The organism is uncultured Kluyvera sp., assembly GCF_902485085.1.
GTDB classification, from domain to species: domain Bacteria; phylum Pseudomonadota; class Gammaproteobacteria; order Enterobacterales; family Enterobacteriaceae; genus Kluyvera; species Kluyvera ascorbata.
In genome coordinates, this window is the sequence record NZ_CABTJS010000159.1 from 21017 (window position 1) to 41774 (window position 20758).

The 20758-nt window shown below is 56.5% G+C and carries 11 protein-coding genes; 8 read left to right on the forward strand and 3 right to left on the reverse strand.

The genetic code is table 11. The annotated features are described in order from the left end of the window. The first annotated feature begins 802 nt into the window (after positions 1 to 802). The 3 genes from RDN66_RS19325 (at position 803) to RDN66_RS19335 (ending at position 8691) form a co-directional block, all read left to right on the forward strand. Entirely contained in the window at positions 803 to 4903 is a 4101-nt protein-coding gene (locus RDN66_RS19325; protein WP_308538120.1) for a retention module-containing protein, read from the forward strand. A 328-nt stretch (positions 4904 to 5231) separates the two neighbouring features. Beyond that, positions 5232 to 7364 carry a type I secretion system permease/ATPase gene (locus tag RDN66_RS19330; RefSeq protein ID WP_374044030.1) on the forward strand — a complete coding sequence of 711 codons (2133 nt, stop codon included), beginning with the start codon at positions 5232 to 5234 and terminating at the stop codon, positions 7362 to 7364. Beyond that, positions 7351 to 8691: an HlyD family type I secretion periplasmic adaptor subunit gene (locus RDN66_RS19335; RefSeq protein ID WP_308538121.1), complete on the forward strand. Its 1341-nt coding sequence runs from the start codon at positions 7351 to 7353 to the stop codon at positions 8689 to 8691. Before RDN66_RS19330 ends, RDN66_RS19335 begins: the two co-directional genes overlap by 14 nt. 100 nt (positions 8692 to 8791) lie before the next feature. On the opposite strand, the gene RDN66_RS19340 is transcribed toward RDN66_RS19335, so the two are convergent. Both RDN66_RS19340 and RDN66_RS19345 read right to left on the reverse strand, forming a co-directional pair. Further along, positions 8792 to 9418 carry a LysE family transporter gene (locus RDN66_RS19340; protein WP_202216389.1) on the reverse strand — a complete coding sequence of 209 codons (627 nt, stop codon included), beginning with the start codon at positions 9416 to 9418 and terminating at the stop codon, positions 8792 to 8794. 95 nt (positions 9419 to 9513) lie between these two features. Next, positions 9514 to 10350, reverse strand: coding sequence for a LysR family transcriptional regulator (locus RDN66_RS19345; protein ID WP_123649956.1), 837 nt, complete (start codon positions 10348 to 10350; stop codon positions 9514 to 9516). Positions 10351 to 10446: 96 nt separating this feature from the next. On the opposite strand from RDN66_RS19345, the gene RDN66_RS19350 reads away from it, so the two are divergent. After that, complete coding sequence (locus RDN66_RS19350; protein WP_202216388.1) at positions 10447 to 11181, forward strand: SDR family oxidoreductase; 735 nt, start codon at positions 10447 to 10449, stop codon at positions 11179 to 11181. A gap of 88 nt (positions 11182 to 11269) precedes the next feature. Here RDN66_RS19350 and RDN66_RS19355 read toward each other — a convergent pair whose 3' ends face one another. Next, positions 11270 to 12733, reverse strand: a complete 1464-nt coding sequence (locus RDN66_RS19355; RefSeq protein WP_202216387.1) for a DUF2235 domain-containing protein — start codon at positions 12731 to 12733, stop codon at positions 11270 to 11272. A gap of 410 nt (positions 12734 to 13143) precedes the next feature. Between RDN66_RS19355 and atzF the strand changes: the two genes are divergently transcribed. From atzF to urtA, 4 genes are all read left to right on the forward strand, one after another. Then, positions 13144 to 14946 (forward strand): allophanate hydrolase, encoded by a 1803-nt coding sequence (atzF, locus tag RDN66_RS19360; RefSeq protein ID WP_308538122.1) that lies wholly within the window; start codon positions 13144 to 13146, stop codon positions 14944 to 14946. Continuing rightward, positions 14939 to 18556 carry an urea carboxylase gene (gene uca / locus RDN66_RS19365; RefSeq protein WP_202216385.1) on the forward strand — a complete coding sequence of 1206 codons (3618 nt, stop codon included), beginning with the start codon at positions 14939 to 14941 and terminating at the stop codon, positions 18554 to 18556. The genes atzF and uca overlap by 8 nt, the downstream gene beginning before the upstream one ends. 10 nt (positions 18557 to 18566) lie before the next feature. After that, complete coding sequence (locus RDN66_RS19370; protein WP_051910815.1) at positions 18567 to 19265, forward strand: GntR family transcriptional regulator; 699 nt, start codon at positions 18567 to 18569, stop codon at positions 19263 to 19265. Between the two features lie 65 nt (positions 19266 to 19330). After that, positions 19331 to 20602, forward strand: a complete 1272-nt coding sequence (gene urtA, locus RDN66_RS19375; protein WP_035896745.1) for an urea ABC transporter substrate-binding protein — start codon at positions 19331 to 19333, stop codon at positions 20600 to 20602. Positions 20603 to 20758: the final 156 nt, after the last annotated feature.

Genomic DNA, 20758 nt, shown 5'->3' on the forward strand with positions numbered 1-20758 from the left:
TATAAGAAATCGGTTTCTTTTGTTTTGTGTTGATAAAACCAATAAGAGTAGTGTTTTGTGTTGATGTTCACAGATCTGCACTCTTGTCATCTTACCCTCTGTTGCATTGCGTAATTGAAGGACGGCAGGGCCGTATGCTGCGCGTATACCAGCCAGACCTAATCATAAGCAGTTCTGCTCAGGGGACCCTGCTTCGCAGGGCATTGTTCTCCGTTCCACGACGGCAATGCATCAGAAAAAATAATTGATTCTCCATACGATAATCCTGTGTTGGTATCTGGAATAAGCGCAGGTCATTGATTTATCGATTTGGTAAGAAAGGTTTATGAATAGTTAATACCTACCGTTTAGAGCAAAAGCAATGGAATAATAAGTAATATTTAATTGGTTTTTGTTTTATTCCTTGGTGATATTTATAAGTTATCTTTAGAAATATTTAAGTGAGTGTTTTTTAACGTTTTCATATTGGATTTTATTTGTTTAATTTATTGATTTTAATGAGTTATTTTTTATTTTAAGTGTGGTGAAATATTTGTGATTACTTTTGTCATATGAGTGACGGATCACGCTATTGACTGAAAGATACGTATTCCAATCACTCAATATATGGCTTGTTTTACAAAAATCACCAAATGTTATTATTACTAATGCGATTATTAATGAATATATTTTGCTAATGGGTGAAAGTGGGTGTTAATTCAATGCCTCAATGAATAAGGATAGAAGTTCAGTTTTTACCTAACGAGTTTAATTGGAGCGTTTTGTGAAACGCTCCGGTATTTGCGAACCAGGGAGAGATGCTATGCCAACGGTAATTGGAACGATCAAAGTCATGATGGGCCAGGCGTGGATTGAAGCGGCGGACGGCAGCCGACGCCAGGCAATGGAAGGTGAGCAGGTTATGCGCGGCGAGCAGGTCGTGACCGAGCAGGGGGCGGTGACCGTCACCTTGCCGGATGGTAAAAATCTGGATCTGGGGCGTATGAGCCAGTGGGGCGGCAGCGGCGCAGCAACCGCGACGGCTGATGCGACAGCAACCCAGGACGTTGCTGCCGTACAGCAGGCCATTACCGAGGGCGCTGACCCAACGCAAATACTGGAAGCAACCGCCGCAGGGAATCCGATTATCACCGATGCGCAGGGCGAAGCGGGCGAGGGAGGACGACACTCCTTCGTGATGCTGGAACTGACCGGACAAATCCTTGACCCTAACGCGGGCTATCCCACCGATGGGCTGGGTAGCGGGCGTCCTGACCGCGTGGAAGAAGATACCTCACTGTTCGGCACCAATGCCGTTGATCTTAATAACCCCGCCATCATCGGCGGCGACGATACAGGTTCCGTTGTCGAAGACGATAGCGATCCAACCCTTGCCGACAGCGGCCGTTTGTCAATTCACGATCCCGATGAAGCACAGTCCTGGTTTATCACGAATTCCGTCAAAGCCAGCGATGGTGCGCTGGGTCACTTGATCCTCGCTAGAGATGGTTCATGGCGCTATGAGGTTAATAACGCCGACGTGCAGTACCTCGCTGAAGGCGAAACGAAAATTGAAACCTTCGTGGTAAAAAGCGCCGACGGCACCGAACACACGGTGACGATTACGATTACCGGGCGTAATGATTTGCCCGTTCTAAGCGCTGACGACGGCTCGGTTACTGAAGACAACGGATTGCCGGAAGGGCATCAGGATATCCCGGCAGAGCTAACGACTTCAGGCTCGCTAAGCTTCACCGATGTGGACTCGTTAGATTCGCACGTCGTGTCGACTACCGGCGAACTGATGGATCTGAAATGGAGCCATTCTGACTCGCTGCCGGAGGGAGTGGAAGCGGCGCTGCGGAGCGGTGAGTTTACGCTGAATGACGCGAAAACGGGCTGGGAATACTCCATTTCGAACGCCGCGACGCAGTTCCTGGCAGCAGGTGAGACGGTAACGCTGACCTATCAGGTCACGGTGGACGACGGACACGGCGTGCTCGTGAACAAGGACGTGGTGCTCACCATCACCGGGACCAACGATTTACCGGTAGTTACGGCCGACAATGCGGCACTCACCGAAGATAACGGGCTGCCGGAAGGGCATCAGGATACCCCGGCTGACCTGACGGCCGAGGGTGCTATCCGCTTCACCGACGTGGACGCCTCGGACTCGCACGTCGTGTCAGCTTCCGGCGATCTGATGGGGATCAAATGGAGCCATTCTGACTCGCTGCCGGAGGGAGTTGAAGCGGCGCTGCGGGGCGGTGAATTTACGCTGAATGACGCGAAAACGGGCTGGGAATACTCCATTTCGAACGCCGCGACGCAGTTCCTGGCAGCAGGCGAGACGGTAATGCTGACCTATCAGGTCACGGTGGACGATGGACATGGCGTGCTGGTGAACAAGGATGTGGTGATCACCATCACCGGGACCAACGATTTACCGGTAGTCAGTGCCGACAATGCGGCACTCACCGAAGATAACGGGCTGCCGGAAGGACATCAGGATATCCCGGCTGACCTGACGGCCGAGGGCGCTATCAGCTTCACCGATGTGGACTCTTCAGACACGCATGTCGTATGGACTACCGGCGAACTAATGGATCTGAAATGGAGCCATTCTGACTCGCTGCCGGAAGGAGTAGAAGCAGCGCTGCGCGGCGGTGAATTCACGCTGAATGACGCGAAAACGGGCTGGGAATATTCCATTTCGAACGCCGCAACGCAGTTTCTGGCTGTAGGCGAGACGGTAACGCTGACCTATCAGGTGACGGTGGATGATGGTCACGGCACTCCAGTTATGGAGACCGTTACGATTACGATAACTGGAACGAACGACGCGCCAACGATCGAAAGTGTCGTGGAGGCGAGTCTGTCAGAACATGGTCTGGTGAGTTCCGATGATTCTGCTCACGCTGTAGGTAAATTCAACGTCGGTGATATTGACTCCAGCGATACGCTCAGCGTTTCCCTTGGCGGCCCAAGCAGTACGCTGAAATCTGGTGGTGAGACCATCACTTGGAAATGGGATCCGGTGAGCAATAAGTTGGTTGGCTACATTGGTGACACCGGAAACGAGAAAACGGTGGTAGAAGTTTCGCTCACTGCGCCAGATGGCAGCGGTAAGGGAGAATGGTCCTATGAGGTGACGCTGAAAGGCCCGATTGATCACCCGCTTCAAGGTGAGGATGACCTTGTTCTTGATATCTCGGTGACGGTTACAGATGACAAGGCTACGACGGAAACGACGTTACCTATTACCATCAAAGATGATATTCCTACCATCGGAAACCAAGGTGCCGTCGAGGCCGAAAGCACCAACATTCCGACGCCTTTAGTGGGCGAGCAAGCGCTGTGGGGGAATGGGGTCGCTAACGCTAACAGCATGAAGTTTAATGATTTCACGGTGACGGCAAAAGGTTTTACTTCTGCCACCGACTCCAACCTTATTGATGCGGAGGTAAACCAGTCGACGGAAGGGCTGGGTGTGAAGAGCGTTGCGAGCCCCTACCATAACATCGACAACGAAATCGACTTCCGCCATTTTGACAATGGCACTTCTGCCTCTGAAGAACTGATTTTTACCCTCAATGAGGGGCTGGTGGCTTATGGCGTCAATATTGAGTTCAGCAAAATGTACGGCGGTGAGCTGGAAAGTGGCATCGTTGAGTTTTATCGCGATGGCGTACTGATTGCGAGTCAGCCGTTTAACTCCAACGAGGCTAGCGGTAACTACGCGGCGAACTTTACGGTTCAGGAAGGCGGCTTTGATACGATGGTGATTAAAGCCACCAACAACGGCAATACCAACAAGATAGATAACAGCGACCTGACGGTGAAAAAGGTGACCTTTATTGGCCCTGACACACCGGATGCCATCGCCTATGCCAGCGGTGAAGTGGGCGTAGACTGGGGGGCAGATGGCAAGGGCAGTATGACGTTGACGGGATATGAACTGGGGCTGTTAACCAGCACGGGCCAGCAAATTGTTATTGAACAAGATGGGAACACCGTTCTGGCTACCGACGAACATGGAGACCTGGTCTTTCGCATGGAGTTCACCCCTGAAACCGGCAAATGGGAGTTCTATCAGTACCAGGAGATGCAGCAGCCTGGTAATAACAACCAGATTGATTTTGAAATAACCGTCACTGACGGTGATGGTGACAGCAGTTCAGGTTCCTTTGCGGTTATCCCGCTCCAATCAGCAGAAAGCGGCAGTGCTGGCAATGAGGGCGCGGGTGAGAGCGGTGATGGGTCTGATACCACAGTAATCCCTGGCGGAAGCGAATCAACGGGCGGCGGAAGCGAATCAACGGGCGGCGGAAGCGAGGCGACGCCTGATGAAAACGAGCCGACCCCGGTACCGGTTGAAACGATTCATGGCGATGCTGGTAACAACACGCTTTTTGGCACCGATGGTGATGACCTCATCTATGGCTATGCGGGTAACGATAAGCTGTATGGCGGCGATGGAAACGATATTATCTATGGCGGTGATGGCAACGACGAACTTCATGGCGGCAATGGAAACGATATTCTCTATGGTGGTAACGGCAACGATAAACTGTATGGCGGCGCGGGGGATGACATCCTGATTGGCGGTAAAGGGAATAACACGCTTTATGGCGGGGAAGGCCATGATACCTTCAAATGGCAACAGGGTGATTACGGCAAGGATGTTATTAAAGACTTTAATATTCATGAGGATAAAATCGATTTAACCGAGCTGCTTGAGGGGGTTAAGGGTAATTTCTCTGATTTCGTCAATATATCTGATAAAGGCGGGAATACGGTAATTACTATTAATACCGGAGGTCTGCACCATGGAGGTAACGCCACCGAGGTGCAGATTACCGTTGAAAATTGTACTTCCACAGACATAGACAGTTTGATTGCTAAGCCAGATACCCTGGTTTAACCCTGAACCGCACCCTGTCTTACCGGCAGGGTGCTTTTTATTATTTTGAATACGCTAAATTTAAATTTACAAAAATAAACGGGTGATTACTTTATTGTATTCTACGGTGTTACTATTATGCCTAATTATAAAGCATTATAAATTCCCATTATTAATGAATGTCATATTTGGCTGTGCTAATTTAGATTTCTGACACGCTTGTGCTTCAGTCGCAATTACCCGGTATTCAGGATGAACTTATGATTCGGGTCTGTTATTAAGGATATAACATATGGCACAACATTCCCCGGCTGCAGGTGGCAATGACGCAGTAGAATGGCAAAAAGAGATGAAAGTCGATCAGCGCGAGCTTCAGGACGACGCGCTGCTCGATAGTCTGCTGGCGGTCTGTTCGCACTATGGAAAAGCGGCCACCCGCGTTTCGCTGACCGCAGGCCTACCGCTTAAAAATAACCAACTGACCCTCGACGTTTTTCCGCGCGCCGCCGCGCGCGCCGGGCTGCGCGTGCGAATGCTCAAGCGTGAGCTCAAGGATATCACCGCGCTCTCACTGCCCGCCGTACTGGTACTGGAAAATCATCGCACTGCCGTACTCTTTGGCTGGAATGAACAAGGGCAGGCCCGGGTGCAGACCGGAGAGGTCGGCGGCGGGGAAATATTGGTCGACCCAGCCGCGCTGGCGCAAGAGTACTCCGGTACGGCACTGTTTATTCAGCCCATCCATCAAAGCGAACGCACCAAATCCTCGCTGCTGCCGCGCACGCGGACCTGGTTTCGTGACACGCTGAAGCTATCGCGCTTTCTCTACGTTGACGCTATCGTTGCTAGTTTCCTGATTAACCTCATCGCGCTGTGTACGCCGCTGTTCGTGATGAACGTCTATGACCGCGTGGTGCCCAACCAGGCCACTGCCACGTTATGGGTGCTGGCGATAGGGATAACCGTTGCCTTCCTGTTTGATCTGCTGCTGAAAACGCTGCGTACCCGCTGCCTCGATATTGCGGGCAAAAAGACCGATATGATTGTTTCGGCCTCCATCTTCGAGCGCATTACCGGCGTGGCGATGAAAGCGCGTCCGGCACGGTTGGGGAGCTTTGCGCAGAATATTCATGAAATCCAGTCGCTGCGTGATTTTCTCTCTTCGCTCACCATGGCGACGCTTATCGACATTCCGTTCACCTTGCTGATGCTGCTGGTGATCGCCATTATCGGCGGCCCGCTGGTGTTTATCCCGCTGGTGGCCTTCCCGGTGGCGCTGGTGGTGAGTTGGGCGATTCAGAAGCCGCTCAACGACACGATAAAAGAGACGATGCGCCTCGCCTCTGAACGTCAGGCGGTGCTGATTGAAACCCTCGGCGGGCTGGACGCCATGAAGGTGAATAACGCGCAAAGCGAGCGCCAGTTTATGTGGGAAAGCACGCTGGTGACGCTAAGCAAAAAAGAGTTACGGGTTAAAACGCTCTCGACCTTTGCGGTGAACTTTACCGCCTGGCTCCAGCAGTTTTCCGGCGTGGCGATGATTGTTGCCGGGGTTTATCTGATTATCGGCGGTAGCCTCAGTATGGGCGGACTTATCGCTTGCTACATGCTGAACGGCCGCGCGCTGGTGCCGATGGGGCAACTTAGTGGCCTGGTGACGCGCTATCAGCAGGCAAGAATGACCATGAATACCACTGAACAGATGATGGAGCTGCCGCAGGAGCGTCAGGATGACAGGGCGCTGGTGGCCCGCGACACCCTGGAAGGCGCGATTGCCTTTCAGAACGTCACTTTCACCTATCCAGACCAAAAGCGACCGTCACTGACTAACGTCTCCTTTACCATCACGCCGGGTGAACGGGTGGGGATTATCGGGCGCAGCGGGTCGGGAAAAAGCTCGCTGGCGAAGCTGATAATCGGTTTCTATCAGCCGGACTCAGGAGAGATCCTGGTTGACGGCATGGATGCCAACCAAATCGACGTCAACGACCTTCGCCACAATATCGGCTACGCGCCGCAGGATATTTACCTGTTCAGCGGTACGCTGCGCGACAACCTGATAAGCGGAGCCACCTACGTCGACGACAACGCCATGCTGCGGGCGGCGCAGCTGGCCGGGGTGCATGATTTTGCCCGTAAGCACCCGGACGGCTATCACATGCAGGTTGGCGAGCGCGGGCTTAACCTCTCTGGCGGCCAGCGTCAGGCGGTGATGCTGGCGCGCGCGCTTCTGCTTGAGCCACCGATTCTTCTGCTTGATGAGCCGACCAGCTCGATGGATAACACCACCGAAGATGCCGTCCGTCGGGCGTTGATGGCGTCAACCCGCGGGCGCACGTTGCTGCTGGTGACCCACCGCGCCTCGATGCTGGCGCTGGTTGACCGGCTTATTATCATCGAACGTGGGCGCGTGGTGGCCGATGGGCCGCGCGATAGTGTGCTGGAGGCACTGAAGAAGGGGCAAATCCATGGGGGTAACTAAATGGTTTGGTCTCGGTAAAACGGACGACTCCCTGACGGTCAACGGCATTAACGGCGCGGTGATGAGCGACGCGCCGCGCTCGCGACGCGTGACGCTGTGGGCCTGCTTTGGATTTTTTATTGCGCTGATTGTCTGGGCGGCGAACGCCCCCATCGATGAAGTCACCCGCGGCGATGGGAAAGCGATCCCCTCGTCCAGGCTGCAAAAAATCCAGAACCTGGAAGGCGGGATTGTCTCCGAAGTTTTCGTCCACGAAGGGCAAATTGTCGACGCTGGTCAACCGCTGCTGCGCCTTGACGATACGCGCTTTAAGTCAACCGTCGGTGAAAGCGAAGCTGACCGCTATGCGCTGATGGCCCGCATCTCACGCCTGCAGGCGCAACTAGACGACAAGCCCTTATCGCTGAGCCCGGAAATCGAGCAGGAAGCGCCGGGGATCGCCAGCGGGGAGCGGGGGCTCTTTGAATCCCAGGGCGCACGTTTTCGTAATGAAATCGCCGGGCTGGAAGAACAGCCGGCGCAGAAAAAGCAGGAACTGCTGGATTTTGAAGCGAAAAAAACGCAGTTCAGCCGCAGCCTGGGGCTTATTCAGCAGGAAGTTAATATGTCCCAGCCGCTGGTCAGTGCCGGGGCTATTTCAAAAGTAGAAATCCTGCGCCTGCGCCGCTCCGAAGTGGACACGCGCGGGCAGCTTGACTCGGTGGTGCTCGCCATTCCTCGTGCCCGGTCAGCCGTTAAGGAAATTGAAAACAAAATTGCCGAATCGAGAGGCCGTTATCGTAGCGAAATGCTGGGTCAGCTTAACGAAGCGCGCACTAGCCTTGCGAAAATAGAGGCCTCAGGCAAAGCCATCGAGGACCGGGTTCACCGTACGCTGGTGACCTCGCCGGTGCGCGGGATTATCCAGCAGATGCTGGTCAACACCATCGGCGGGGTTATCCAACCCGGCAGCGAGCTGGTGGAGATTGTTCCGCTGGACGACACGCTATTGGTTGAAGCCAAAATTCGCCCACAGGACATTGCGTTTTTACACCCAGGGCAGAAGGCGATGATCAAATTCACCGCCTATGACTACACCATCTACGGCGGCCTGAAAGGTTCGCTGGAGCACATCAGCGCTGACACCATTACCGATAAAGAGGGGCACAGTTTTTACCAGATTCGGCTGCGCACGGATCGCAACTATCTGGGCAGCGAAGAAAAACCGCTGCTGATTATACCGGGGATGGTGGTATCGGTAGATATCATGACCGGGCAGAAAACGGTGCTTAGCTATCTGCTGAAGCCAATTCTGCGTGCGAAGGCGGAAGCGTTCCGGGAACGTTAAGACTAAACGAAAAAACGAAAATACGAGCACAATCAGCCCCCTCTCCCTTTTTAAGGGAGAGGGGAGCGATAGGTGATATTTGTCCCTGCGATGTCAGGCGCTAGCTCAGAGCCACCTTAATCCCCAGCGCAATCAGCAGCCCGCCCAGCATCTTATCGATAACCTTCTGCGCCTTAGCCAGTCCACGACGTACCGGCGCGCTCTGAATCAGCACCACCAGCATCGGCCACCAGATAACGGACACGGTGAGGATCACCCCGGCGTACCACAGTTTCTCCGGGAAACCGGATTTCACGTTCAGTACCTGAGTAAAAATAGAGAGGAAAAACAGCGTCGCTTTCGGGTTCAGCAGGTTACACAAGTAGCCCTGGAGAAACGCCTTTTTCAGCGAGGTTTCCTGCAAAGTGACGCCGGTCATATCCATACTCTTATGCCCGCGCGCCAGCAGAGCCAGTAGCCCCACCCAGATAAGGTAAGCGGCGCCTGCGTATTTCAGAATATCAAACAGCCACGGCGTGGTGGTGATGACCACCGCCAGACCCGCCACGCAGTAAGACATATGCGTCAGTACGCCGCAGGTGATGCCAAAGGCGGTCATCATGGCGGGCAGTCGGCGATAGCGCGCGGCGTTTTTAATGACCATAAAGAAGTCCGGGCCGGGTGATAAAATGCCGAGCGTAGCAATAGATGCAACGAAGGCCGTTGCACCAATGGAAGGTATGAACATTGGGGTGGTCTCTTATCAGGAAGGCGAATAAATTAGAGCGGGATCACAAAAGTCACTATGACCAGAATCAAGGTTTCCGCGTAATCCTCCGGGCTTTATCCCGCCAACGCTGTCACCTCGTTGAGCCGCTCCAGCAGCCGGTTAACCGCCGGATTCTCCACCGCCTGTACGGCATAACAAATGCCAATTCGTCGTAACAACGGATACCCCGGCAGCGGCCTTGCGCTGAGGTCGCAGCGGGTTTCTATCAGCGAGTGCGGCGCAATCGCCAGACCAAACCCCGCTTCGACCAGATCCAGCGCCAGCGTAAAGCTGCCCGCATTGGCGCTGGGTGCACCGGCCGCCGTGCCGTAAAACGGCAGGAAGCGCTGATGAGAATCGTGGGCCGGGTACATCACCCACGGGTGGCTATAAAGCTGCTCCAGCGTCAGCTCCGCCACCTGCGCCAGCGGGTGGCTGCTCGGAAAGGCCAGCATATAGTGCTCGTCGAACAGCGGCATAAACAGCTCGTCTTCGCAGCGCAAACTCTCACAGCCAAGGCGGATATCCCCGGTACAGCCCGGATCGAGCGTCACCAGCATGTCCGGCATTTCAAGATGAATTTTTTCCAGCAGTGACGCCAGACACGGCGAAGCAACGTCCTGCTCCACGCCGATACTCAGCGGCATGCCATCCTGACGTTTACGAAAGCGTGAGGTGAGGGCCGCCATCTCCTGGAGCATCCGGCAGGCGTGCGGATAGAGCGCGCGCGCATCTTCCGTCACCTCCACGCCGCGGGGCTTACGCACAAAAAGCTGCGTGCCGAGTTCCTCTTCCAGCGCTTTCACGGTGGCGGAGAGCGCAGGCTGTGTCAGACTTAACTGTTCAGCCGCACGGGTAATGTTGCGCTCTTCGAATACGCAGATGAAGGCGCTGAGCTGTCGCTTATCCATAGATTTATTTTATGGCTGTGAAAAAAACAAACCATTTTTCACCATTCTTATCCGGATTTAAAGTAGCGCCATCAATTTTATTTATGAGGAAGTCAAATGAACGCTGCATCTAAACCATTAGTCGTGATTACCGGCGCCAGCTCCGGGATTGGCCTGGCCACCGCAAAACTGCTGTCAGAACGTGGACATGCACTCCTGCTGCTGGCGCGTCGCGTGGATCGTATGACGGCGCTGAACCTGCCGCGCACCTTGTGTCGCGCCGTGGACGTCGCTAACCGTCAGGCGGTGGCCGACGCTGTTGCCGAAGCGGAACAGCAGTTTGGGCCGGTTGATGCGATGGTCAACAACGCGGGCGTGATGCTGCTGGGCAATATCGACAGCCAAAACCCAGACGAATGGGAGCAGATGATCGACGTGAACGTGAAGGGGTTGCTGAACGGCGTTCACGCGGTAACCAAAGGGATGATTGAGCGCAAAGCGGGCACCATCATCAACATCAGCTCCATTGCCGGGCGCAAAACCTTCCCGAACCACGTGGTCTACGTTGGTACCAAGTTTGCAGTGCACGGCCTGTCCGAAAACCTGCGTGAAGAGCTGTCGCCGCACAACGTGCGCGTGGTGGTGATTGCCCCGGGCGCGGTGGAAACCGAACTGCTGAGCCATACCACCAGCGACGACATCAAAGCCGGTTACCAGAGCTGGAAACAGGATATGGGCGGTAAAGTGCTGAGCCCGGAAGATGTGGCGCACGCCATTGAATACGCCTATTCCCAGCCGCAGTACGTTTGTATCCGTGAAATTGTGCTGGCGGCGACCCGTCAGGGCGCGTGATAAGTCAGGATTGATGCCAAAAATCAGCGGATAATAAAGCTGATTTTTGGCCACGCAGACGCGAGGAACCGTTAACCGTTCCTCACGTCTATTTTCCTCTTTTGTTTCCATCCATGTCGTAGACCGTTCGCTGCCAGCGTTCATCTGGCCGGTTAGTGAAGGTCACCAGCTCCGCAGGGCAGACCGCGCCGGTTATCATGCCGCGACTATCCCGCTCCACGCTGTTCCAGTTCGCTGAACAGTGAATATATTTTTCTGCCAGCATCTCAATTTCCGGCGTCGTAAAGCCCATCGCAGACTGGCCGTTGCGGGCGGCGCGCCCCATCATGATAGCTTTGTCACACAGGTTTCTGAGCTCCGCTTGTAACGCAAAATCACCAGCGGTTTCATCGATTGGATAAAATATCACGCCCGCCTCCTGCGCCGCGTCCAGCATCACTCGCAGCACCACTTTTGACCAGTCATTGCGCGTGGGACGGTCGATGACGGCCGCCGCCGCGCTTCGTTTCTGAAATGTGCCGTAACGGTCGGTGGGCATCCGATCGTCATACCAGGTCGCCGTATTTATCGCTACCGTATGCAATAGCGGCGCAATGGTTGGGTAGCTCCCCATCGCGCTGAGCTGCTCGCCGGTCTGCTGATAAATGCGCGTTTTGGTATCGGGAGTGGAAAGGGGGACGGTTTCAAACTGAGGGCGGGTAAGGAAGTAGGTTTCGTGTTCATCAGGGTTATAGCCGCCGCCAATGTCGGAATGCGCACCAGGCAGGGCCAGTTCCGGCCACGCCGGTTTTACGCTGTTCAACACGAAATTAAACCGACATTCGTGCTGCGCGGTGATGTGGAAAACGCGCTGAGCCACGCCTGGGCGCAGCTGCAGATTAACATCCCCGGTATCGGCGCTATGCGGATTAAGGCCATTAGCCGGCGTACCGATAGCCGCTACGGTATCAAATATCCCCAGAAAGCGTGTTTTACCGCCGGGCGTGCCGGTAAATTCAAGCCCTTTCAGCCCTGCTTTAATGGCTGCGATAATCGCGTTTTCCTGGGCGAATACCCGGTTGGCAAAATGTCGTGCCGCCGCTGCTCCCCGGCTGAAGCCGAAAATATCAAACTGTACCTCTTTAATGACGCAGGAACGCGCTTTAGCATGCCGGCTTACATAGCTCTGGATACAGGCCGCGAGTGCCGCGACGGCCTTGTCGGTTTTACTCACTACACCGCTTCTGCCGAGGCCAGTCCCCATCCCGAACGTGCAGTCCCCCGCGCCATCTTCGGTTCCGATACCTTCGATATAAATAGCGTATTGACCGGCCCCTGTATCAGGCGTTATGCCCTGGTTGTACAGCGTATGGAGCCAGTGAATGTTGGTGTAATAACCGAGATAACTTCCCGCTGCCGTGCCGCAGAGTTTCTGAACGGCGTTCGTTGCAGAAGGTTCTGCCGTGCTGGCCGTCTGACGGCTGCAGCTATTGTTCGCATTGTTGCCCGTGCCATCGAAAAACACGCCGATGGTCAGCGTGATTTCCCGCATTTTTTTCTCGTCCTGTTCCATAAAACCCCCTTGTCCTTAAGGATATTCTGTCAATCGTGCCCAATATGGCATAACAGATAAAAAAGGGGCTATACCGCGCATTCGTTTGTTTGTAAGGAGGCGTAACCAACCAGGGTTTTGCAGCTAAGCGTTCTCCCGATTGCCCGTGAAATAAAATGTAATAGACACATCAATGTCGGCGTTATCGCTGCGGTCATCTTCATAAATAATTATTTTGACCCTCCCTTGTTATATTTGTTTTTCCTATGACCTGCTGCACTATTATTGCGCTTGATGTCCTTTTACGGTGCGCTGAAATACTCTTATTACTTTGCATTTTTATTTAAAAGTTAATTTAAATCAGTGCGTTAAATATTTGGCATGTGCCTTGCTAATTGAATTCCATCTTGTATACCAACAGGGATTCAACGATGGCATTAATGACAGGACAAACGCTGGCCGCGTGGCGTCAGCAAATCAGTCAGGACAGTGAATCTGTTCTTACTCGTTTACTTGAACATATTAATACCTTCCCGGCGGAAGATAACGCATGGCTGATGATAGCCAACGAAGCGCAGCTGAAAGCACAATTAGCGGTGTTAATACCGCTTTATCAGAATAACCCCGACGCCCTGCCATTATTCGGTATTCCTTTTGCGGTTAAAGACAACGTAGATGTGGCCGGATGGCCGACCACGGCGGCCTGTCCGGCGTTTGAATATATTGCGGAGCAGGATGCGACGGCGGTTGCCCGGCTGAAAGCCGCCGGGGCGATTGTTATCGGCAAAACCAACCTCGACCAGTTCGCTACCGGGCTGGTGGGCACGCGCTCCCCCTACGGCGCTGTGGTCAACACATTCAATCCCGATTACGTCAGCGGCGGCTCCAGCTCCGGCTCGGCCTCCGTGGTGGCGCGTGGCCTGGTGCCGTTCGCCTTTGGCACCGACACCGCCGGTTCTGGGCGCGTGCCCGCCGGGTTTAACAATATCGTTGGCCTCAAACCGACCAAAGGCTGGCTCTCAGCTAAAGGCGTGGTGCCTGCCTGTCGCCTCAACGACACGCTGTCGGTCTTTGCCCTGACGGTGGACGACGCGTTTTATATCGCCTCGCTGGCGGGCGGCGTAGATAGTGAAGACGCCTACTCGCGCGCACATCCTGCGACCACGCCTGCGACGCTGTCATCGACCCCGACCTTCGCCGTACCGGAAACGCTGAACTTTTTCGGCGACGTTCAGGCGCAGGCGGCCTGGGAACAGGCTATCGATGCGCTGTGTGAAAGCGGCGTCACGCTGAAACCTATCGACTTTTCAGAGTTTACTCAGCTTGCCGAACAGCTGTATCAGGGGCCGTGGGTGGCCGAGCGTACGGCGGCAGTGGGCGACATGATTCAGCATCCTGAACTGATGGACCCGACCGTTTACACCATCGTCTCTGCGGGCCTCAACTACAGCGCAGTGGATGCCTACAACGCCGAATACCTGCGCGCCGAGCTGGCGCAAAAAATCCAGCAGACGCTGGGCGAAGTCGACGCGCTGGTGGTGCCAACATCGCCAACCATCCACACCTTAAAGGAGATGGAGCAGGAGCCCATTCGCTTCAACTCCCAGTTTGGTACCTACACCAACTTCACCAATCTGGCTGACCTCAGCGCGCTGGCGCTGCCCGCGCCGTTCCGCGCCGATGGTCTGCCAGCGGGGATCACCCTGATTGCCCCCGCGTGGCACGACCGGGCGCTGGCAGATTTTGGCCGCCGCTGGCAGCAGCAGCTTGCGCTACCGCTGGGGGCGACCGAGCTGCCGTTAACGCCAGGCGACGCCGCGCTGCCGTCGTCGCCGCATCACGTGCGCATTGCCGTGGTTGGCGCGCACCTGCGCGGTATGCCGCTCAACTTCCAGCTCACCACCCGCAACGCGGTCTTTGTCGAAGCCACGCAGACGGCGGCGACCTATCGCCTCTACGCGCTGGCGAATACCCAGCCGCAAAAGCCGGGGCTGGCTCGCGACGCATCCGGCGCGGCGATTGAGGTGGAGCTGTGGGATATCCCGCTGGCGCGCTTTGGCGAGTTCGTAGCGGAAATACCGTCGCCGCTGGGTATTGGCTCGCTGGAGCTCTGCGATGGCCGCTGGGTGAAAGGCTTTATCTGTGAACCGGCGGCGCTGAATGACGCCGTGGATATTACCGAATTTAAGGGCTGGCGGCATTGGGTTGCCCGTAAGGAGAACCATCATGTTTAACACTGTGCTGATTGCCAACCGTGGTGAAATTGCCTGCCGCGCGATCCGAACCCTGAAACGTCTGGGCATCACCAGCGTTGCGGTTTACTCCGACGCGGATAAAAACGCTGAACACGTTAAGCAGGCCGATATCGCGTTGGCGCTGGGCGGCGAAAAGGCCAGCGACAGCTATCTGAAGATTGACGCGATTATTGCCGCCGCGCGGGAAAGCGGGGCGCAGGCCATCTGGCCCGGCTACGGTTTTCTCTCAGAAAGCCTGCCGTTTGCCGACGCCTGTGACAAGGCGGACATCGTGTTTATCGGCCCAACCGCCCAGCAGATTGGCGAATTTGGCCTGAAGCACCGCGCTCGTGAACTGGCCGCCGAAGCGGGCGTCCCGATGACGCCGGGGACCGGGCTGCTCAATTCCCTCGACGACGCGCTGGAAGCCGCGCAGAACATTGGCTATCCGGTAATGCTGAAAAGCACGGCGGGCGGCGGCGGGATTGGCCTAACGCGATGCGCCGATGCGCAGGCGCTGGCGCAGGGCTGGGAAAGCGTACGCCGTCTGGGCGAGCAGTTCTTTAGCGATGCCGGAGTGTTTGTTGAGCGCTGCGTGGATCGCGCACGCCATATCGAAGTGCAGATATTTGGCGACGGTAAAGGCAACGTGGTGGCGCTCGGCGAGCGCGACTGCTCGCTCCAGCGCCGCAACCAGAAAGTGGTGGAAGAGACGCCGGCGCCGAACCTCCCGGCGACGACCCGCAAAGCGATTCTCGATGCCGCGGTGCAGCTCGGTAAGCTGGTGAACTACCGCAGCGCCGGGACGGTGGAATTTATCTACGATGCCGCGCTGGACGCGTTTTATTTCCTCGAAGTGAATACCCGTTTACAGGTTGAACACCCGGTGACCGAATGCGTGACCGGGCTGGATCTGGTGGAGTGCATGCTGCGCGTGGCGGCAGACGAGCCTATCGACTGGGCGCGTCTGGCGCAGGCCCCGCAAGGGGCGGCGATTGAAGTGCGTATTTATGCCGAAAGCCCGCTGAAAAACTTCCAGCCGAGCCCCGGCGTACTGAGCGAAGTGGTCTTCCCTGACGATGTACGCATTGATACCGGCGTCACCACCGGCAGCGAAGTTTCCGCGTTTTACGACCCGATGATCGCCAAGCTGATTGTTCATGCACCGACCCGCGCCGCGGCGCTGGCAAAACTGGCGGCAGCGCTCGACGCCACGCGGCTGCACGGCATTGCCACCAACCTCGACTACCTGCGGCAGATAACCGCCAGCGAGGCCTTTGTCAGCGGTACCGCCTGGACGCGGATGCTGGATAGCGTGGTGGCGCAATCGCCAATGATTGAAGTACTGCAACCCGGCACCTGGAGCAGCGTGCAGGATTATCCGGGCCGTCAGGGCTACTGGGATATCGGCGTGCCGCCGTCTGGCCCAATGGATGACTTTGCCTTCCGTCTGGCGAACCGGATTGTCGGTAACCATGAATCGGCGGCCGGGCTGGAATTCACCCTGCAAGGGCCGGTGCTGCAATTCCACGCTGATGCGCTGATTGCTCTGACCGGGGCCGATTGTCAGGCGAAGCTGGACGATGAAGAGGTGCCGATGTGGCAACCGGTGACGGTGAAAGCGGGGCAAACCCTGAGCCTCGGGCGCGCGCAGAGCGGCTGTCGTGGCTATCTGGCGGTGCGTAACGGCCTTGATGTGCCGGTCTATCTCGGCAGCCGTTCCACTTTCGCGCTGGGTCAGTTTGGTGGTCACGCGGGGCGCACGCTGAAGGTCGCGGATCTGCTGTCTATTTCGCGTCCGGATATTGCCGCCTGCACCACGCCCGCGCCGGTTTCTGAACCACAGGCGCTGTCTGCGGCGTTAATCCCTGAATACGGCGACGTCTGGCGTATTGGCGTGCTTTACGGGCCGCACGGCGCGCCGGACTTCTTCACTCAGGAGTCTATCGACGAGTTCTTTGCCAGCGACTGGCAGGTGCACTACAACTCTAACCGTCTCGGCGTCCGTCTGGTGGGCCCAAAACCAAGCTGGACGCGGCCGAACGGCGGCGAAGCGGGGTTGCATCCGTCGAACGTTCATGACTGCGAATACGCCATTGGCGCGATCAACTTTACCGGCGACTTCCCGGTGATCCTCACCCGCGATGGCCCAAGCCTCGGCGGCTTTGTCTGCCCGGTGACCATCGCCAAAGCGGAGCTGTGGAAAGTGGGGCAGGTGAAGCCGGGCGACCGCATTCGCTTCTACCCGATTAGCGTGGAAGACGCGGTGGCGCGGGAAAACGCCCAGGACCGCAGCGTTGAAACTCTGCAAACCACCGCGCTGTGTGAATTTGCCATGCCGTCGCTTGCCGACCGTGACGGCGTTTCCGCCGCCGGGCTGGTGTCGCTGCCCGCCACCTTCAGCACCCCGGCGATCGTTTATCGTCAGGCGGGCGACAACTACATCCTGATTGAGTACGGCGAAAACGTGCTGGATCTGGCGCTGCGACTGCGCGTTCACGTGCTGATGGAGCATTTGCGCGAACTGGCGCATCCGGGCATTAAAGAGCTTTCCCCTGGCGTACGTTCGCTACAGGTGCGTTACGACAGCCGTGAAATCAGCCAGCCCGCGCTGGTGGCGCTGCTGCTGGAGCAAGAGGCGCGCATTGGCGACGTCAGCCGTATGAAGGTGCCGTCGCGCATCGTCCATCTGCCGATGGCCTTTGAAGACAGCGCCACGCTGGATGCTGTCAGCCGCTACGCCGATACCGTGCGTGCGACCGCACCGTGGCTGCCGAACAACGTCGATTTTATCCAGCGCATTAACGGCCTGCCGAACCGTGAAGCGGTGATGGAGACCCTGTTTGATGCCAGCTACCTGATTCTGGGGCTGGGTGACGTCTATCTCGGTGCGCCGTGTGCGGTACCAATCGACCCGCGCCACCGCCTGCTGAGCTCGAAGTACAACCCGGCGCGCACCTTCACCGCTGAAGGCACGGTGGGCATTGGCGGCATGTACATGTGCATCTACGGCATGGACTCGCCGGGCGGCTATCAGCTGGTGGGGCGCACGCTGCCCATCTGGAACAAGTTCCTCAAAAATGAGCAGTTCAACGACGGCGAGCCGTGGCTGCTGCGCTTCTTCGACCAGGTGCGTTTCTATCCGGTGAGCGAAGCGGAGCTCTCTGTGCTGCGCGACGATTTCCGCGAAGGCCGCGCGGCGGTGCGCATTGAAGAGACGGTGTTCGACTTCGCCGAGCACCTGCAGTTCCTTGATGACAATGCCGCTGATATCGCTCGTTTCCGCCAGCTTCAGTCTGCGGCATTTGAAGCGGAGGTCGAGCGCTGGCACCTGGACGACCAGGAGGCCGACGTTGAAAGCCTGCTACCGATGCAGGAAGAGGACATCGACGATGGTGCGCTGCCGGTGGCTGCCGATATGAACGGCAATATCTGGAAAGTGCTGGTCACGCCGGGCGAGGCGGTGGAAGCCGGTCAGCCACTCATCATCGTGGAAGCGATGAAAATGGAGCTAGCCATTCACGCCCCGCAGGCGGGCATTGTTAAACGCATCGGCTGTCAGCCGGGCCGCCCGGTGAGCCCTGGCGACGCGCTGCTGTGGCTGGAATAGGGAGCGGCGTATGACGCAAGCGAACGGCAAAAAGCGCACGGTGGGGCTGGCGGAGCGTATCTATCTGGCGTTGAAAAACGACATTTTTGATTTCCGCCTGATGCCCGGCGAGCACTTTAGTGAAAACGAAATCTCCGAGCGCATGGCGGCCAGCCGCACGCCGGTGCGTCAGGCGCTGTTCTGGCTGGAACATGAAGGCTATGTGCAGGTTTATTCGCGCAGTGGCTGGCAGGTGAAACCGTTCGACTTCACCTATTTCGAAGCGCTGTACGACTTTCGCATCGTGCTGGAAATGGAGGCGGTGAAGCGCCTATGTGCCATGCCGACGCCTGCGCGTGCGGCCCATCTCGCGCCGCTGCTCGCCTTCTGGTGCGATGCGCCGCAGATGCCGCCGGGCAAGGAACTCTCACGTCACGACGAGGCGTTTCATACCGCGCTGGTGAGCGCCACCGGAAACGGTGAGATGGCGCGGGTGCACGTCGAGCTGACGGAAAAAATGCGCATTATTCGCCACCTCGACTTTACCCGCGAGGACCGCGTGGACGCGACCTACAGCGAACACGCGCAGGTGCTTCGCGCCATTGAGCAGCAGCAAACCGAAGAGGCGCAGCGGATCCTCACTGCGCATATTTCACAGAGTAAGGCCGAGGTCAGAAAAATAACCCTACACCGGCTTCAGCAGGCCCGTTTACAACCCGTTTCACCGTAGTTGCGGCATCCGCCCCATCCCGGTGGGGAACATTTATCACTCAATATCGTTTAGGGGTTTTGGTCATGAAAAGACGTTCTTTACTGAAAGCATTTGCCCTGTCGGCCACCTTTTTGAGCATGGGCTTCTCTTTGCAGGCGTACGCAGCAGACACCATTAAAATCGGCATTATGCATTCGCTCTCCGGCACTATGGCGATTTCCGAAACGCCGCTGAAGGACGTGGCGCTGATGACCATCGATGAGATTAACGCCAAGGGCGGCGTGCTGGGTAAAAAGCTTGAACCGGTAGTGGTTGACCCGGCCTCCAACTGGCCGCTGTTTGCCGAGAAAGCGCGTCAGCTGCTGACGCAGGATAAAGTGGCGGCGGTGTTTGGCTGCTGGACCTCGGTATCACGTAAATCGGTGCTGCCGGTGTTTGAAGAGCTGAACGGCCTGCTGTTCTATCCGGTGCAGTATGAAGGCGAAGAGATGTCGCCAAACGTCTTCTACACCGGCGCGGCGCCAAACCAGCAGGCGATTCCGGCGGTGGAATATATGATGAGCGAAGACGGCGGCGGCGCGAAGCGCTTCTTCCTGCTCGGCACCGACTACGTCTATCCGCGCACCACCAATAAGATCCTGCGCGCCTTCCTGCACTCGAAAGGGGTTCAGGATAAAGACATTGAAGAGGTCTACACGCCGTTTGGTTATAGCGACTACCAGACCATCGTGGCTAACATCAAAAAATTCTCCGCTGGCGGTAAAACGGCGGTGATCTCCACCATTAACGGTGACTCTAACGTGCCGTTCTACAAAGAGCTGGCCAACCAGGGCATCAAAGCCACCGACGTACCGGTGGTGGCGTTCTCCGTTGGTGAAGAAGAGCTGCGCGGTATTGATACCAAGCCGCTGGTGGGGCATCTGGCGGCGTGGAACTACTTTGAGTCGGTGAGCAACCCGGTGAATGAGAAGTTTGTCGCTGATTACCGCGCTTACGCCAAAGCGCACAAGCTGCCGAATGCCGATACCGTGGTGACCAACGACCCGATGGAAGCGACTTATGTGGGTATTCATATGTGGGCGCAGGCGGTAGAGAAGGCGGGGACGACCGATGTGGATAAAGTCCGCGCGGCGATGGCCGGGCAGACTTTCGCTGCGCCGAGCGGTTTTACGCTGACTATGGACGCGACGAACCACCATCTGCATAAGCCGGTGATGATTGGTGAAATTGAAGAGAACGGTCAGTTTAACGTGGTGTGGAACACCGATAAGCCGGTGCGTGCGCAGCCGTGGAGTCCGTACATTCCGGGGAATGATAAGAAGCCGGATACGCCGGTGAAAACGGGTGGGAAGTAAGGGGGGGAGTGGGTGATGTATTGGGGTTGATTGCACCGTTGCGCTCCCTTCAAGTTCCAGCCGCATAAATTGCGCGGGTGCAGGGAGCGCGCAAGGGGCGGCCAATCGCCGCCGCCCCCTGCACCCCCGGGCTCTGGCGGCAAAATCGCCGCTTCG

Excerpts from the sequence above, each read along its gene's own strand:
- uca (WP_202216385.1), top strand. The coding sequence starts at position 14,939 with ATGTTTAACACTGTGCTGATTGCCAACCGTGGTGAAATTGCCTGCCGC.
- RDN66_RS19335 (WP_308538121.1), top strand. The coding sequence starts at position 7,351 with ATGGGGGTAACTAAATGGTTTGGTCTCGGTAAAACGGACGACTCCCTG.
- RDN66_RS19370 (WP_051910815.1), top strand. The coding sequence starts at position 18,567 with ATGACGCAAGCGAACGGCAAAAAGCGCACGGTGGGGCTGGCGGAGCGT.
- RDN66_RS19355 (WP_202216387.1), bottom strand. The coding sequence starts at position 12,733 with ATGGAACAGGACGAGAAAAAAATGCGGGAAATCACGCTGACCATCGGC.
- RDN66_RS19340 (WP_202216389.1), bottom strand. The coding sequence starts at position 9,418 with ATGTTCATACCTTCCATTGGTGCAACGGCCTTCGTTGCATCTATTGCT.
- RDN66_RS19330 (WP_374044030.1), top strand. The coding sequence starts at position 5,232 with ATGAAAGTCGATCAGCGCGAGCTTCAGGACGACGCGCTGCTCGATAGT.
- RDN66_RS19350 (WP_202216388.1), top strand. The coding sequence starts at position 10,447 with ATGAACGCTGCATCTAAACCATTAGTCGTGATTACCGGCGCCAGCTCC.
- urtA (WP_035896745.1), top strand. The coding sequence starts at position 19,331 with ATGAAAAGACGTTCTTTACTGAAAGCATTTGCCCTGTCGGCCACCTTT.
- RDN66_RS19345 (WP_123649956.1), bottom strand. The coding sequence starts at position 10,350 with ATGGATAAGCGACAGCTCAGCGCCTTCATCTGCGTATTCGAAGAGCGC.
- atzF (WP_308538122.1), top strand. The coding sequence starts at position 13,144 with ATGGCATTAATGACAGGACAAACGCTGGCCGCGTGGCGTCAGCAAATC.
- RDN66_RS19325 (WP_308538120.1), top strand. The coding sequence starts at position 803 with ATGCCAACGGTAATTGGAACGATCAAAGTCATGATGGGCCAGGCGTGG.